The sequence below is a fragment of the Tychonema sp. LEGE 07196 genome, from assembly GCF_963890365.1.
Lineage (GTDB): Bacteria > Cyanobacteriota > Cyanobacteriia > Cyanobacteriales > Microcoleaceae > Microcoleus.
In genome coordinates, this window is the sequence record NZ_CAWPRX010000036.1 from 98,476 (window position 1) to 114,135 (window position 15,660).

Here is a 15,660-nt window from a genome sequence, read left to right on the forward strand (position 1 = left end):
CGATCGCCTACTTAATGACTAATGACTGATGACTGATGACTAATGACTAATTACCAAATTTAATGATGAATTTCTAGATTCAAAATATAGCGACCGAGTTGTACTTTTTCCGACCACAACTCATATTCTAACCGCAAGTGTCCCGGTTCCGGCTTTCCTGTCAGCGTCAAGTTGCGAGTGAAGTTGCGGAGGCGCAACTGTTCGGGAGTCGCCAGCGATTCGCCCTGAAGCCAGTAACGGCTAAGCCCGTACATTCCCCGTTCCCAGCAGTGGCGGTAACTGTATTTGCCGTTTCCTTGCATGGTCATAATGACTCGATAGGGCGAAACTTCTAGCCACAGTAACCGGGGTTTTATGCTGGTTGGTAAGATAGCAACTTCCTCGCCAGATTCGTCGGAAAATTGGCGATCGACTATTGCCGGTTCGTGTAGCAACAAGTGAAAGCGATCGCTGTCTTTTTGATAAAGCGTACCAGCGGTTTCAACGAATGACCACAAAGGTAAATCTGTGGATACCAGCGATAAACTTACAGGCTTGCGGTGATGCGTCAGCATAAATAAAAGTGTAGGAGTTATTGTGGATCGGGTGTTTTGAGATACTTCGGCTTGCTTCGGCTCCCTTCGACTTGAGGGGTTAAGACGCTGGCTCACAAGTTGCGAGCGTACAAGTTTGAAATTTTGTACTTTAGAGTTTAGATTGGTTGGATTCCAAATTCCGGAGATTTTGCTTAAAACAATCAAAAATCTACAACTAGCAATCGAAAATCTAAAATTGTTCAGTCAAAATTCAATCATCTGTTCAATAACTGAGTGCAATAAGTGAAATATGAGCAAATATACGGATGGTTTTTGGTAAAATCAAGATAAAATCTGTACAGTTGCATCTGCTGTCCCCCGTGGCTGATACCAGTTTCACAAAAGAATGAAATTGGGTAGCCCCTGTTCCAAAGCCCTATGCGGTATATCATTCCCCATTCTAAAATCTAAAACTTGTTGGCTCGCGAAGTCAAAGAATCTAAAATCTAAAATGGTATGACTTAGGACTGAGAAAAGGGTAGGATAGCTAACGCTGTCCCATCCTAGTTTATCTCAATGCAAGCTGATATTATAACTACTTCGCTTCTAGGCGAAAGTCAAACTTTAAGCATTCAAAAACCTGCTTCGGGCTTGTCGCTGCGAGGTCGGATTCGAGTTCCGGGCGATAAGTCGATTTCTCACAGAGCTTTGATGTTGGGCGCGATCGCCAGCGGTGAAACGACTATTGAGGGACTGCTGCTAGGAGAAGACCCCCGCAGCACTGCTAAATGTTTCTCGCTATTGGGAGCCTCGGTTTCGGAACTTAACGCGAAACGGGTGAGCGTCCGTGGTGTCGGAATTGGCGAGTTAAAGGAGCCTCTCGAAGTCTTGGACGCGGGTAATTCCGGCACGACGATGCGGTTGATGTTGGGAATTTTAGCGTCTCATCCGGGGCGTTTTTTTGCGGTAACTGGTGACAGTTCTTTGCGATCGCGCCCCATGTCGCGCGTCATTAAACCGCTGCAACAAATGGGAGCGCAAATTTGGGGTAGAAAAAGCAGTTCTTTAGCTCCCTTAGCGATACTCGGACAGCAGTTAAAAGGGATTCACTACCATTCGCCGATCGCCTCTGCTCAAGTTAAATCCTGCATTTTGCTGGCCGGTTTGATGGCTGAGGGAGAAACTACAGTCACAGAACCCGCTCTGTCGCGGGATCACAGCGAGCGGATGCTGCGGGCCTTCGGAGCAAAATTGAGCGTCGATCCAGAAACTTGCAGCGTTACAGTCACTGGGCCCGCGCAACTACAAGGGCAGAATGTGATTGTACCGGGAGATATTAGTTCGGCGGCATTTTGGCTGGTGGCTGGGGCGATCGTCCCTGGTTCCGAACTCGTAGTCGAAAATGTCGGAGTCAACCCAACTCGCACGGGTATTTTGGAAGCTTTGGAGATGATGGGCGCTGACATTGAACTGCAAAATCAGCGAGAGGCGGCTGGCGAACCTGTAGCGGATATTTTGGTTCGCTATTCCAGTAAGCTGCGGGGATGCACCATTGCTGGCGACTTAATTCCCCGATTGATTGACGAAATCCCCATTTTGGCAGTTGCGGCAGCTTTTGCGTCCGGTACTACAATAATTCGAGATGCGGCAGAGTTGCGAGTCAAAGAGAGCGATCGGCTGGCCGTGACTGCTGTGGAACTCAACCGCATGGGAGCCCAAATTACTGAGTTACCCGACGGCTTAGAAATTACCGGCGGAACTCCTTTAACTGGCGCGGATGTTGACAGCTACACCGACCACAGAATAGCGATGAGTTTGGCGATCGCAGCCCTGAATGCCAAAGGTGTTACCAACATTCAGCGGGCCGAAGCTGCTGCCATTTCCTACCCCGATTTTACCGCCACTTTGCAACAACTTTGCCATCAAAATTAAGGAAGATTGGGCATTGGGCATGGCGCATTGGGCATTTGTTATTTGTTATTTGTTATTTGTTATTTGTTATTTGTTATTTGTTACTTGTTATCGGTTATTGGTATAGCATCACAAATAACCATTAACTGCTAACCAATAACCAATAACTAATCACCCATAACTGATGACCAATGACTTATAACTAATCACCCATAACTGATGACCAATAACCACTGATACCAAATTCGGGTAACATACCCCTGGATGATTCGGCGGTTGAAACCGCCAGAAAGTCAAACGATGTCGGCCCCAAGGCCGACTGGTTGATAAAGGGTAGGTATCCCAAACCCGAATTTGGTATAACTAATCACTAATCACTAATGACTAATGACTAATCACTAATCACTAAGAATCTTTGCCTACAACTTGTTCTTTAAAAGAATCAACTTCCGTTAATAACTCTTGACGAGTAGAAGCCTTGAGGAGATAGCGGTAAACAAACCAACCCGTATATCCCATGCCAATCAACTCAAAAACTGGAGCTACCAAAGGGACATCATTAAGAGCCGCTAAAACTCCCAGCATTACCTTAAGACTAACACCGCCTGCCAGGATTAAACCCACTGTGATCAGAGGCTTTTGGTATTCAGTAAAAAAATTGGATAGATAAACTGGAAGTTCCGACAAAATTGTGAGAACTTGGTCTTTAATATCTTGGAACTGGCTTGTCGGTGTTTCTGTAGTTGTCACTGTAGTGATGACCCCGGGTTGGTCAGCCACCAGGTCTACTGTGACGACTTCAGTCATCGTTTGTGTGTCGTCAGAAAAGTTAGCTTGTGTCATTTGATACTTCCTCCGGTGTCAAGTAAAATTGCAGGCTTTGAGTTGCTGCCAGTATAATTATCCGGCATTTAGCACAGCATTCTGGCAGCCGGGACTAATTGATGAGATTAAGCCAGACTTTCACAAATTGCAAGCAAAACAAACATATCAATTGATTTTAAACAATTGCCGTCGTTGCAAAATCGCTCTTTTGACTCATTTTTTTAATTCACTGAGGTCGATTTGATTGGGAGAAGTACGCCCTTGTTCAAAATCGGTGATATTCCCGATCGTGGTTTCGGCGATATTTTGCAAAGCCTCCTGAGTGAAAAAAGCTTGATGTCCGGTAATCAGGACGTTGGGGAAAGTCAGCAAGCGCTGAAATACGTCGTCTTGAATCACCAGATCCGACAAATCCTCAAAAAACAAATCCGTCTCTTGTTCGTATACATCTAGGCCGAGGTAGCCAATTTTGCCAGATTTCAGCCCTTTGGTGACAGCTTTAGTGTCAATCAACTGACCCCGGCTAGTATTGATCACCATGATCCCCGGCTTCATTTGTTCGATCGCCCCTGTATCGATCAAATGGTAAGTTTCCGGGATCAGCGGACAGTGGAGGCTGACAACATCCGAGTTGGCGAACAGTTGGGTCAGCGCCACATATTCCATCCCCAGGGCCACACAATCCGGGTTGTGAAAAACATCGTATCCCAGGAGGCGACAGCCGAATCCGTGGAGAATTTTGGCAGTAAGCGCGCCAATTTTGCCAGTACCGACAATTCCCACCGTTTTACCGTGGAGGTCAAAACCCAACAAGCCGTCTAGGGCGAAATTGCCTTCGCGGACGCGGTTGTAGGCGCGGTGGATTTTGCGGTTGAGGGACAAAATCATGGCGACTGCGTGTTCGGCGACGGCGTAGGGAGAATAAGCGGGAACTCGCAGCAGAGTTAAGTCTAAATCGCGGGCTGCTGCTAAATCGACGTGATTGAATCCGGCCGATCGCAGCGCCAGCAAGCGCACGCCATTTTGGGCGATCGCCCGGAGCGTTGGAGCATCCAAACAGTCGTTAACGAAGGCGCAGACGGCCGGAAATCCCGCAGCTAGCACGCTCGTTTCCAGGTTCAGGCGCGGTTCAAAAAACACCAACTCGTGTTGGCCGCTGTTGGCTGCTTCCAAAAAAGTGCGATCGTAAGATTTCGTGCTGAATACAGCTACCTTCATGATTTTTGCCTGCAAATTCAGTAATAGTTATACCATTTTTCTAAAGATATGCTATTGATGAAGTCTTAGCCCCCCCAAGGCATCGGGGGGGTTGGGGGGGTAATATTTAACGCTACTTTATGAAATTGGTATTAGCAATTCTTTCCAGATTAACTCTCTTTCCCAACCAAAACTCTCTTCCTCGTTACTTTCGCTCTGCCTGGTAATGCAAAGCCGGGGACTATACCTCCTTTGATCTCGCAATTTACAGTCTGAGGTTGTAGCACCCTACAAACTAATGACCGATTACCAATCGGGCGGCAAATTATAACTTTCAAGAGTTGATTTGTCTTTTAGCAAATCTTCAGTTTTTCTGTCAATTTTAATCTCACCATCCGCCAAAATTAACGCCCTTTGAGTCGTTTTTCCGATCCAATTCAAATCATGGGACGCGATTAAAATTACCTCGATCGGCAATTGCGACAAAACTGTAGCCAAACGTCTGCGCCACGAGGGGTCTAGTCCGTTAGTCGGCTCGTCTAAGATTAAAATTGCAGGCTTTAATGCTAAAATTGCTGCCAAGGCTGCTAACCTTCTTTGACCGCCGGAAAGTTCGTGGGCGGAACGGTTGGCAAATTCGACTAAACCGAATTCGTCTAATAAATCTAAAGCTTGATCGCGCGCTTCCCCAGGCGACACTCCATAATTGCGCGGCCCGAACATCACATCCTCTAAAATAGTCGGCATAAATAGCTGGTCGTTAGCATCTTGAAAACAGAATCCTATTTGCTTCCGCGCTTGCGATAAAGTCGCCTGTTCCAGCTTGGTTCCCTGCACTCTAATTTCGCCGGATTGAGGCATTTTTAAGCCGATTAAATTTTCGAGTAAAGTGCTTTTACCAGCCCCTGTTAAACCCATTAAGCCTACTCTTTCCCCTGGTTGCAAACTAAAGGAAATCCCCCGCAATACTGGCTTTTGTTGGGGATAGCTGAATACTAGGTTTTGCACTTCAATGGTTGGCGGTGATGTGGGATTAGTCAATTTTTATTTGCCTCGATTTTAGGATTAAGAGTTTTTAACCGCAGAGGGCGCAGAGAACGCAGAGAGGGGAGAAGGGGAGAGTAAAAAAACATTTAAATCAACAACAACTAATGACTAATGACTAATGACTAATGACTAATGACTAATTACCAATTACCGTAAGAAGCTATTGTTAATCCCGCTGCTGTTAAAACCGCGACTGTCAGCCACAGTCGCTGTTTTGGTGTTGATTTTGAGTCGGTGGGCAAACTTCCTTGATAGCCGCGAATCAGCATGGCTGCGTGTACTCTTTCTGCGCGATCGAGACTTCGCAAATAAAGCGCTCCGATCATGGAAGCACTGGCGTAGCGCAACCATCCTGCCGTACCGGATAAGCCTCGGAGTTGCGCGGATCTTTTCATGCGGTTGACTTCGGACAGCAAGATTTCTAAGTATTGTCCTGCTAACAGAACTATCTCTTGTAAACCTGCTGGTAGGGGCAATCCTTTGAGGGCGATTCCGAAACTGTGGGGCGGCAAAGTTAGCAGAAAACTGTTCATAATTAGCAGGCAAATTAGGGAACGCAGCAACAGAAAACTGGCACGTTCCCAACCTTGTGGCAATACTAACAATGACAGAAAAATTAATTCTGCTCCTAACAGTTGTAATAGGGTTCGCAGCGGTGCTCTCAGCCACAACGACCAAAAAAGTGCGATCGCCCCATAAATCCCCAGCCACAGCCAAGCGCCAGTCTTCATAAAACCAATGCCGACTACAATTATCAGAGATAACCGCAATCGAAAAGGTATCGAGAGTCTAAGCATCTTTCGGTTTGACCAATTGAGCAATACCAAAGGCTGCACCGAAGCAGAGGGCAGATCCCACAACTCCAGCAATGCTAGTAGCGATAGGCTGTTCTTCTAATCCTTTAACTGTGTAACCTGCTAAAGGAGTAGGATTTTCGATCGCCACAGCTTCTTTATCTTTAAAACCGTATTTTTCCGCTACAGCTTCTAACCCATCGGGCCAACTTGAAGCGAACAGCGAAAGCAAGCCCGAAATTAATAAAACCCCTACTACTGGCGCTACCCATTTCTGCAATTGCGGCTGTTCTCCCGGTAATAAATCCGGCCGAACTTTGACGAGATAAGTTAAAACTCCGCCTGTAATTATCCCTTCGCCAATGCCAATTAAAATATGTACGCCTACCATTGCGGGTAATGCGATATTCAGCGGTACTGTACCAGAAATTGCTAGTTCGATCGCCACACAAATAGAAGCAGCAACGACGCTGAGGGCGGCGGCAATACCCGCAGCTATGGGCAAGCGATTTCTGGAACCTCCCAAGAGTTGCTGCAACGGCTGCAACAGCCACCAGCCAACCCAAATGCCCACTAGCCCCATGTTAAAAATATTCGCACCCAAGGCGGTGATGCCCCCGTCGGCAAACAAGACGCTTTGAATGATAAAAACCGTGCTCATCGCCAAAGTTGCCGCCCAAGGGCTCCCCAAAACCACGGATGCCAGCGCCCCTCCCAACAAGTGCCCGCTGGTGCCGCCGGCTACGGGAAAGTTAATCATCTGGGCAGCAAACACGAAAGCTGTGGTTAAGCCCATGATTGGGGCTTGCCGCAATCCCAGACTGGCGCGGGTTCGACTTAGGGCAACTGCAATTACTGCTGCACTTGCTACGCCGGTGGCAATGGCTACGGGCGGTGAAAGAAAACCATCAGGTATGTGCATCGATATATCCCAAACAAGAGAACTCCCAACCCTTTAGTCAACTATTTATTACAAAACTTTACTATGCCCTATGGGGGGATTGGTGCGGGGCAGTGATGCTCTTCTTTAGGGGGCAATTCGTGGCGGGCGATGGCTTCTGTTACAAGGATGCAGGCAACAAACCGCCATAATTTTCACTCCGGGGCGATCGGAGATTAAGTAATTCTTAACAATTAATCGAATTTTATACTTACAGCCCGCACCTGCCAGCTTTTTGATAAAAATTATTAATATCTTTTGGCAATTTAACATCCGTTTTTGGGTTGGTCAAGCAAAATATTAAAAAAATATAAATAATTGACTGAAAATTCTCAATTGGTTTTATTCTCAATTTTTGAGAACTAATCGCATTAACCTTTTGACCGCAGCAGCAGTAAAATTGCCCGAAAGCTAGTCAAATCGCAATTAGTGGGTGTTGGAAAAATGAAAAAGCCCGAATTATTGCTACTTATTATAGTCAGTAATATTTTTGCAGCAGTCCATCGCGCAAACGTGCGATTCCCTACGGGATAGCTACGCTTCACGGCTCAGTCCACACTGCGGGCATTCTCAAGATATTCAAAAAACTAATGCAATTATTGTCAAGTAATTTTCCCAACAGGCGTTGCTTAATCAGGGTATGAAAAAATAAGTTGAAATTCAGAAGTTTTGTGGATTCTGGTTTCTATGACTTGCATATTTAGCCTTTCATACCGTAAATCAGCAACGCCAACAAAAAATAAGCCGCTCCCAGCCAGGGAGATGCACAAAATAGTTTGGGCTTGTATGGGAGTTTTCACTCTTTTTTGTGTGACTTATCCCATCGCGATGTTTCGCGTAGCGCAAAAAGAAAAGTTTCGCGGTATTTACGTCAAATCTTGGACACCAGAGTTGAAAAATCCTGATGGTACTGCGACAGATGTTCGGAGTTTTGATCAGCCCGCCCAACCAGCTATTACCAGTAGCGGTGCGCTGCAGGCGGTAGTTGCTGACAGCCCAAAAAAGTTGCCTCAAAAGTCTCCTGATGTTGTGCCTTTTACTAATCAGTCTACTGAAACAGCTATTACCAGTAGTGGTACAGATAAGACTGTGCAAGCTGTACCTGTATCAGCAGGCCAACCAGCAGAAGCTCAGGCGGTGAATGGGACTAATCAGACAGCAGAAATTACCGATCGCGCCCAGCTACAGGAGTTAAGTCTGAAACTGTAAGTAATTGGACAGAATTAATTACACACTGATTTTTTGCTGATTCTTTACTAGACAAGGCTTGTAGCCCAGAGTTTTGTGTAATTAATTGTGTCTTACTACTTACGATCGCATCGATCGAGATTGGCAAACTAAGCCTACCTTCACGCAAAATCTAGTGTATCGCGTGACTGCGAGTCTTGATGGGGCGATCGCAAATTTCGAGCCGCTCAATCAACCAGCCAAAGATTTCACCCAAGAAACTCCCCTACCTTCTTTGCAGCAGACTTCCCAAACTCAGAGTAACAGCGGTGCAGTACCCGCAGCCAAATTTACCGTAGTGTTTGCTCCTAATGGAGTCTTGGAAGTCAACCCCTAACTGAGACAAAAAACTGTCCGGTAAGCTGCGCGGCGCGCGCCTTGCTGGGAAACTTTTTCTTGAAATCACGACAAAATTCAAAGGCCTAAAGCGGTAAGGGGCGATCGATCGCACCTTACCGCTTTAGGCCTTTAAAAAAAACACTTTTTGCCAAAAATCCATTCAATCAAGAAACATGATATCCTAAATACTGTCTTTTATTGCATTTTAAATCAAACACAACAAATGAAAGAACTTGACGATAAAAAAACCCAAGAACTGCTAGCCACCATCATGGAATGGGAACTAGCAGGGGTTGTGCGCTACACCCACTATGCACTGATGGTGACAGGCCCAAACCGCATCCCCATCGTGCAATTTTTTCAAGCACAAGCAACTGAATCCCTGCTCCACGCGCAACAAGCCGGAGAAATTCTTACTGGTTTAGAAGGACATCCAACGCAAAAAATTGCGAATATCGAAGAAACATACAAACATTCGGTAAAAGATTTGTTGGAAGAAAGTTTAAATCACGAAAAGAAAGCCCTCAAAAAGTATAAATCTTTACTTGAAGTAGTGACAGATTGCAGTATTTATCTGGAAGAATACGCCCGCACCATGATCGGTCAAGAAGAACTGCATCAAGTAGAACTGAAAAAGATGCTTAGAGATTTTAGTTAAGGCAATTAATAACCAGCCTTCCTTAGTTGGGATCTAATTAGTTTGTACTAAGGACTTTAGTCCTTATTAACTAAAAGTATCGCAAGAGAGGAATGAAGTCCTCACTAAAAAAAATATGGAGGACTTCAGTCCTCACTACGAACTTTATGGAACTGATTTTTAGCGAAGCTGTACCGACTTTTGTAATTACCCTGCGCGAAGGCGTGGAAGCAGCCTTAGTCGTGGGAATTGTTCTCGCTTGTTTGAAAAAAGCCGAGCAAAGTAACCTCAATTCCTGGGTTTATGCAGGTGTCGCAGCCGGCATTGCTGCTAGCGGTTTGGTTGGTGTTTTATTCAACGGGTTACTCGCCGCCCTATCAACATCTAATCAGCCTTACGCACCGGTAATCAAACAGCTATTAGAAGGCGTCTTGGGAGTTGTGGCGATCGCCATGCTAAGCTGGATGCTAATTTGGATGACTCAGCAAGCGCGGTTTCTCAAAACTGAAGTTGAAGGAGCAGTTACAGCAGCTTTAAGAGAAAATACTCAGGCCGGCTGGGGCGTATTTGGTTTAATTTTCATTGCGGTACTGCGCGAAGGTTTTGAAACAGTTTTGTTTGTTAGCGCTCAATTTCAACAGGGTTTGAGTCCCGCTTTAGGCGCTTTGGGCGGTTTGACTGGGGCGACAATCATTGGGGCGCTGTTGTTCAAGTGGGGAGTCAAAATTGATATCCGCCTGTTTTTCAAGTTTATGGGAATTTTGTTGCTATTAATTGTGGCGGGTTTGGCGGTATCTGCACTCAAGCATTTTGACCAAGCTGCTGCTATTTTGTCGCAGATGGATAGCAAGTATGCAGGGATTTGTGTTTTTTACGATCGCACTGCAGCACTGCACTCTTGTATTTTAGGCCCGATGGTGTGGAATGCCGCAGGAGTTTTGCCCGATCGGCAGTTTCCCGGAGTTATTCTCAAAGCACTCTTTGGATACAGAGATCGAATCTATCTTTTGCAAGCTGTTGGTTATACAATATTTTTAGCCACCATCGGCAGTCTTTACTTCCAAAAATTAGACTCTAAGCCTACTCTTCCCAGCAACAATACTCAACCCGCTCCGCCTCACTAGCTTTGCTAGCAGTTTTTCTCGGTTATGTCGCAGCTTCAACAAATTTTTATTTTTTCAGAAGATTAAAAAAAATGCCCATTTTTTTCAGGTTTGGGGGTTGATTTTTTGACTTTTGTATGATACCATTTAATAATGGGAATAGTGAGTTTTTTGGGTACAAATAGTCACACTCTCATTATTAGATTATACCGTCAATAGCCATCAAAAGCAAGCCCTAGGCATCAAAAAAAAAAAGAATTTTTTTTTAACTGAACTTAACAAAGTTAACAAAATTTAGAGTTGTTGGGCGATCGATCGTGGGCAACCATAAACTCAAAGGCTCAGACTATTTTTTGATATCATAGAGGCAAAACAAGCTCGATCGCGAAACAGGTCGATCGACAAATGCCGCAGCAAACCGACATCGATTTTACCCGCATCCAAAAGTGGGAAAGCAAAGTTTTCTTCTCAATACATCTCGCTTCAATTCACATTCAAGCCGCACAGCAGCAATTAGAAGCTTGAGGAATTGCACCACCAGATATCCGCCACTATCAATTTCTAGGCTCAACCGCTCAACTTTAGGGCAAATTCCTACCAAAAATATTGGCATTTCTCATTTCGACAGTCGTAGATATAGCGGTTATCAAAAAAGTGGGGTATGCCCTATGTCCTATGCCCTATGCCCCATGCCCGGATAGTACCTCATACCAGAGCACAGAAAGGCTATACAGTTACATCGATCGGCCAGTCAAGCCAGAATCGCCTCTGAAATCTTAAATCTCACATCAAATCGCAGCTAACTCCCCGCAAAACCCGACCGCATCCGACCAAAATTTAACCTCTCGGCCAGTAAAAAAATCTGCCCTCAGAAAGATTTTTGGCGAACATTTTTTTGATAGTTGCTCCATAGGGCTTATAATTAGTACAAGAATATTTACAGAATTCGCAAAGCTCTTAATGAAGCTTAAGATTAAAACATTGTTCGTTAAAGTTAGCTGGAACCCCCAGAATGCTGTAGTCTCAGCCATCTGGTTAGCGGTGAGATAAATGATGATGCCTCGGATACTTGTTATTGATGATGACGCAGCGATCGCCGAACTGGTAGCCGTCAACCTAGAAATGGCTGGCTACGAAGTCACCCAGGCAGAAGACGGCATCAAAGGTCAGGCACTGGCAATACAACTGCTGCCGGATCTGATTGTCCTAGACCTGATGCTGCCTAGAGTAGACGGATTCACAGTATGTCAGCGTTTGCGGAGGGACGATCGCACATCCGACATACCCGTCTTGATGTTGACAGCCTTAAGCCAAACTCAAGACAAAGTAGAAGGCTTCAACTCCGGCGCCGACGACTACCTGACCAAACCCTTTGAACTAGAAGAAATGCTGGCGCGAGTGCGAGCCCTGCTAAGGCGCACAGACCGCATCCCCCAAGCAGCCAAACACTCCGAAATCCTGAATTACGGCCCGCTGACCCTCGTCCCCGAAAGGTTTGAAGCTGTTTGGTACGTTAATACCGTCAAACTGACTCACCTAGAGTTCGAGTTGCTGCACTGCTTGCTGCAGCGCCACGGTCAAACAGTCTCTCCCAGCGAAATCCTCAAAGAAGTCTGGGGCTACGACCCAGACGACGACATCGAAACAATTCGCGTACACATCAGACACCTGAGAACCAAGATGGAACCCGATCCCCGCCATCCTCGGTACATCAAAACCGTATACGGGGCCGGTTACTGCCTCGAATTGCCCAGCAACGAGCAAGTCGCCGAGGAAAGCAAATCCTCTGCTTGAACGGGCGCGCCAGATTCCACAAGCAGTTAAAAATTTCGATAGAAAAGCCTGAGAGCGTTTGCTCTCAGGCTTTGTGGTTTGGAGTTTGAGATGAATATGCCAAGAAATAGCCATTAGCTGGTATTAATTCTCTTAATTGAGAAAAAACAATCCCGCACCGTCTTTTAGTCCCACTTCGATGGAAGCTTACCCAGAAGAAAGTACCGGATTTGTTTTGCCACCTTGTCTTTTGCGAGAGGATGAGATAGCTACTTAAACAACACTCTACCCTTACTAATACTATTTGTCAATAGCTTTATAAATATTGCTCTAATATTTATTCTTCCCAACTGGGACTAAAGTTCCGCTTTTACCTAAAAACCAGTCATAGACTGATTTTCACGATATTTTAGAGTGCTTGTTTACATATCTTAACTAAAATAAGTGAAAAATTTTATCAAATAACCCTTGACGAAACTTCTAAAATTGTTGATTATCTATATCAATAAGCTGCAAGCGCTTAAAACTCAACTGACATCTTTCACAAGAGGTAAATCGCCCCGTGACAAGCATGGCAAAAAAATCCTTCCCAGCCGAAGGAGAAACCTTTCCCTGGTGGGCCGGCAACGCCCGCTTAATCAACCTTTCCGGTCGTTTGCTAGGCGCTCACGTCGCCCAAGCAGGCCTCATCGTCCTCTGGGCGGGAGCTTATACCCTATTTGAGCTTTCCCGTTTCAACCCAGAATTTCCCATGTACGAACAAGGCTTAATCCTGTTGCCAAACCTAGCCCGACTCGGGTTTGGAGTTGGTGCCGGAGACCAAATTGTCGATACTTATCCGTACTTTCAGATTGGTGCAATTCACCTAATTAGCTCAGCCTTTCTCGGCTTCGGCGGCATCTTTCATTCCCTCAAAGGGCCCGCCACCCTCGAAGAAAAAACTCCTTTCTTCGGCTACAGATGGGAAGACGCAGATAAAATGACCACCATCTTGGGCATCCACCTAGTTTTGCTTGGTGTCGGTGCCTTCTTGTTGGTGGCCAAAGCTATGTATTTCGGTGGTTTATATGATACCACGATCGGGCAAGTGCGGGTAATTTCGGAACCCACTTTCAATCCCGCCGTGATTTTCGGCTACCTGTTCGGTGCAGGTGGCACGCATTGGCTCGCCTCTGTTGACAATCTCGAAGATGTTGTCGGCGGACATATCTGGGTAGGAATCCTCTGCATTGCCGGCGGCCTCTGGCACATTCGCACTCAACCTTTTGATTGGGCAAAACGCCTGTTCATCTGGTCGGGAGAAGCTTACCTCTCCTACAGTCTCGGTGCCTTAGCCTTAATGGGTTTCATCGCAGCCTACTTTGTTTCAGTCAACACCATTGCTTACCCAGAGGAATTCTACGGGCCAACTTTAAAAATTGGCTTCGAGCAGTTCCCCTATTTTCACAGCGAAGGAATGCTGACCTCCCGCGTCTGGTTGGCTAACACCCACTTCTGGCTCGCCTTCTTCGTTCTACAAGGCCATTTCTGGCACGCTTTGCGATCGGCAGGATTTGATTTCCGCAAAGGCAAAGTCGTGCAAGCCATGCGCGAAGACATCCAGCCCGAAGGAAATAAAGTTGCAGCCAGTCCAGCCAGTTAACCGCATCAGGAGGAAAGCGAAAATGCAAGCAATAGCAGATCAGAATTTAATTCCAGAGCCGGAAAAGTCAGAAAATGAGTACGGCTGGTGGGCAGGTAACGCCCGTTTCATCAACCTTTCAGGACGAATTTTGGGAGCTCACGTAGCTCACGCGGGCTTGATTGTACTCTGGGCCGGGGCGATGACTCTGTTTGAACTTTCAAACTTTAACCCAGAGTTGCCGATGTACAACCAAGGTTTAATCTTGCTGCCGCATTTGGCAAGTTTGGGTTTGGGAGTAGGAGCAGGCGGTCAAATTGTTGATACCTATCCCTATTTTGCGATCGGAGTTGTGCATCTAATTAGTTCCGCAGTTCTCGGTGCCGGCGGTCTTTACCATTCCTTGCTCGGCCCGAAAGTATTGCCGCAAAACAAAACATTCTTTGGTTCTTTCGGCTACGACTGGGAAGACAAAGACAAAATGACAACCATCATCGGCATTCACCTATTGCTATTAGGTGCAGGTGCTTGGTTGTTGGTGGCAAAAGCCTTATTTTGGGGCGGTCTTTACGATCCCCACGTTGCTGATGTGCGGATAATTAGCGAACCAACCCTCAATCCTGCCCGCATTTTCAGCTATCTTTTGCCAGTGCGCGGCCCGGAAGGAATGGCAGCAGTTGACAACTTAGAAGATGTTGTCGGCGGTCACATTTATGTTGGCTTGCTCTGCATTCTTGGCGGTTTCTGGCATATCTTCACTAAGCCTTTTGCTTGGGCCAAGCGAGTGCTGTTTTGGTCGGGAGAAGCTTACCTTTCTTACAGTTTGGGCGCTCTGGCTTATATGGGCTTTTTGGCCGCCTATTTTGTGACTGTAAATGACACTGTTTATCCAGAGGTTTTCTACGGCCCTGTGGGTTTTAGCGGCTCGGATGCAGCGGTTGTTTCTTCCCGGACTTGGCTCGCAACAAGCCATTTTGTGTTAGCGATTTTGGCGCTTTCGGGTCACATCTGGCACGCGCTGCGCGTTCGCACGAAGGCGGCGGGGTTTGATTTTCGATCGGGCGAATTTGTAACGGCAACTGCCAGCAGCGTTGAAAAGTCCGATCGGATACAAGCTCAACCTGCGGCGGCAACAGCAGTTAGTTTTTCCGACGTGACTGTAACCTTTTTGCGGAATTTGCCGATTTACCGCAAGGGATTGTCTCCCATAGTCAGGGGATTAGAAGTTAGCTTGGCTCACGGCTATTTCCTAGTAGGAGCTTTTGCAGTATTGCTTCCTTTGCAAGACAAAAATTTAGCACCGCTGGCAGCATTGCTGGTAACTCTAGCATTAGTCTTGATTTTGGCAACGGGCCTCTCGATTTACGAGAATCGGAAGATTGAAGCAGGTAAAGTTCTTTACTGGCACAAAACGCCTGAAGATTGGAGTTTATTCCGGGGCGGTTTGGTAATGGGCGGTACCAGCGGAGCATTCCTTGCCTATTTGCTGTTAGACAATTTTGCTGGCATTGATGCAATCTTCCGGGGGGTTGTGAACTGAACTAAAAATGGTTTGTAGTGCGGAATTAAGTCCGCACTGCGAAAAACTAAATCACCGGGTTTCTGTCCGCTACTTGCAGCACTAATAGCTTCGAGAAATCCGGTTTTATCTCAAGTCATAGCTAAATTTCTGTCAAATAATACCTGATTCGTAGGACTTAAAAACTCCTGGACTCACTCCCACCAAAGAAA

14 protein-coding genes are annotated in these 15,660 nt (G+C 46.2%); 8 read left to right on the plus strand and 6 right to left on the minus strand.

The window, feature by feature from the left end:
* Positions 1-59: 59 nt before the first annotated feature.
* On the minus strand, positions 60-554 hold the full coding sequence (locus AACV78_RS05185; RefSeq protein WP_194009735.1) for a YwiB family protein: 495 nt from the start codon (positions 552-554) through the stop codon (positions 60-62).
* Positions 555-1,091: 537 nt separating this feature from the next.
* On the opposite strand from AACV78_RS05185, the gene aroA reads away from it, so the two are divergent.
* Positions 1,092-2,447, plus strand: a complete 1,356-nt coding sequence (gene aroA / locus AACV78_RS05190; protein ID WP_194009736.1) for a 3-phosphoshikimate 1-carboxyvinyltransferase — start codon at positions 1,092-1,094, stop codon at positions 2,445-2,447.
* A 384-nt stretch (positions 2,448-2,831) separates the two neighbouring features.
* Here aroA and AACV78_RS05195 read toward each other — a convergent pair whose 3' ends face one another.
* The 5 genes from AACV78_RS05195 to AACV78_RS05215 form a co-directional block, all read right to left on the minus strand.
* Positions 2,832-3,269 (minus strand): CAAD domain-containing protein, encoded by a 438-nt coding sequence (locus AACV78_RS05195; RefSeq protein ID WP_194009737.1) that lies wholly within the window; start codon positions 3,267-3,269, stop codon positions 2,832-2,834.
* A 195-nt stretch (positions 3,270-3,464) separates the two neighbouring features.
* Positions 3,465-4,469 carry a 2-hydroxyacid dehydrogenase gene (locus AACV78_RS05200; protein ID WP_194009738.1) on the minus strand — a complete coding sequence of 335 codons (1,005 nt, stop codon included), beginning with the start codon at positions 4,467-4,469 and terminating at the stop codon, positions 3,465-3,467.
* A gap of 285 nt (positions 4,470-4,754) precedes the next feature.
* The gene (locus AACV78_RS05205; RefSeq protein ID WP_194011398.1) at positions 4,755-5,489 is read right to left on the minus strand and encodes an energy-coupling factor ABC transporter ATP-binding protein; all 735 of its coding nucleotides are present in this window, start codon (positions 5,487-5,489) and stop codon (positions 4,755-4,757) included.
* A 146-nt stretch (positions 5,490-5,635) separates the two neighbouring features.
* Entirely contained in the window at positions 5,636-6,292 is a 657-nt protein-coding gene (locus tag AACV78_RS05210) for a CbiQ family ECF transporter T component (RefSeq protein WP_194011397.1), read from the minus strand.
* Positions 6,285-7,211, minus strand: a complete 927-nt coding sequence (locus AACV78_RS05215) for an energy-coupling factor ABC transporter permease (protein WP_194011396.1) — start codon at positions 7,209-7,211, stop codon at positions 6,285-6,287. The genes AACV78_RS05210 and AACV78_RS05215 overlap by 8 nt, the downstream gene beginning before the upstream one ends.
* A gap of 828 nt (positions 7,212-8,039) precedes the next feature.
* Here AACV78_RS05215 and AACV78_RS05220 point away from each other — a divergent pair.
* The 7 genes from AACV78_RS05220 to AACV78_RS05250 all read left to right on the plus strand — a co-directional run bounded on the left by AACV78_RS05220 (position 8,040) and on the right by AACV78_RS05250 (position 15,469).
* Positions 8,040-8,438 carry a hypothetical protein gene (locus AACV78_RS05220; RefSeq protein ID WP_194074274.1) on the plus strand — a complete coding sequence of 133 codons (399 nt, stop codon included), beginning with the start codon at positions 8,040-8,042 and terminating at the stop codon, positions 8,436-8,438.
* A gap of 85 nt (positions 8,439-8,523) precedes the next feature.
* Positions 8,524-8,793, plus strand: a complete 270-nt coding sequence (locus AACV78_RS05225) for a hypothetical protein (RefSeq protein WP_194011395.1) — start codon at positions 8,524-8,526, stop codon at positions 8,791-8,793.
* 225 nt (positions 8,794-9,018) lie between these two features.
* Entirely contained in the window at positions 9,019-9,453 is a 435-nt protein-coding gene (locus AACV78_RS05230) for a ferritin-like domain-containing protein (RefSeq protein WP_194011394.1), read from the plus strand.
* A gap of 152 nt (positions 9,454-9,605) precedes the next feature.
* On the plus strand, positions 9,606-10,556 hold the full coding sequence (locus AACV78_RS05235) for an FTR1 family iron permease (protein ID WP_194011400.1): 951 nt from the start codon (positions 9,606-9,608) through the stop codon (positions 10,554-10,556).
* 1,035 nt (positions 10,557-11,591) lie between these two features.
* Complete coding sequence (locus tag AACV78_RS05240; RefSeq protein ID WP_194011399.1) at positions 11,592-12,329, plus strand: response regulator transcription factor; 738 nt, start codon at positions 11,592-11,594, stop codon at positions 12,327-12,329.
* A gap of 550 nt (positions 12,330-12,879) precedes the next feature.
* Complete coding sequence (locus AACV78_RS05245; RefSeq protein ID WP_194011393.1) at positions 12,880-13,950, plus strand: chlorophyll a/b binding light-harvesting protein; 1,071 nt, start codon at positions 12,880-12,882, stop codon at positions 13,948-13,950.
* Between the two features lie 22 nt (positions 13,951-13,972).
* Positions 13,973-15,469, plus strand: coding sequence for a chlorophyll a/b binding light-harvesting protein (locus AACV78_RS05250; RefSeq protein ID WP_194011392.1), 1,497 nt, complete (start codon positions 13,973-13,975; stop codon positions 15,467-15,469).
* The last annotated feature ends 191 nt before the right edge of the window (positions 15,470-15,660 follow it).

Coding starts and splice junctions, on each gene's coding strand:
- AACV78_RS05200 (WP_194009738.1), bottom strand. CDS start 4,469: ATGAAGGTAGCTGTATTCAGCACGAAATCTTACGATCGCACTTTTTTG.
- AACV78_RS05245 (WP_194011393.1), top strand. CDS start 12,880: ATGGCAAAAAAATCCTTCCCAGCCGAAGGAGAAACCTTTCCCTGGTGG.
- aroA (WP_194009736.1), top strand. CDS start 1,092: ATGCAAGCTGATATTATAACTACTTCGCTTCTAGGCGAAAGTCAAACT.
- AACV78_RS05230 (WP_194011394.1), top strand. CDS start 9,019: ATGAAAGAACTTGACGATAAAAAAACCCAAGAACTGCTAGCCACCATC.
- AACV78_RS05240 (WP_194011399.1), top strand. CDS start 11,592: ATGCCTCGGATACTTGTTATTGATGATGACGCAGCGATCGCCGAACTG.
- AACV78_RS05215 (WP_194011396.1), bottom strand. CDS start 7,211: ATGCACATACCTGATGGTTTTCTTTCACCGCCCGTAGCCATTGCCACC.
- AACV78_RS05250 (WP_194011392.1), top strand. CDS start 13,973: ATGCAAGCAATAGCAGATCAGAATTTAATTCCAGAGCCGGAAAAGTCA.
- AACV78_RS05185 (WP_194009735.1), bottom strand. CDS start 554: ATGCTGACGCATCACCGCAAGCCTGTAAGTTTATCGCTGGTATCCACA.
- AACV78_RS05195 (WP_194009737.1), bottom strand. CDS start 3,269: ATGACACAAGCTAACTTTTCTGACGACACACAAACGATGACTGAAGTC.
- AACV78_RS05210 (WP_194011397.1), bottom strand. CDS start 6,292: ATGCTTAGACTCTCGATACCTTTTCGATTGCGGTTATCTCTGATAATT.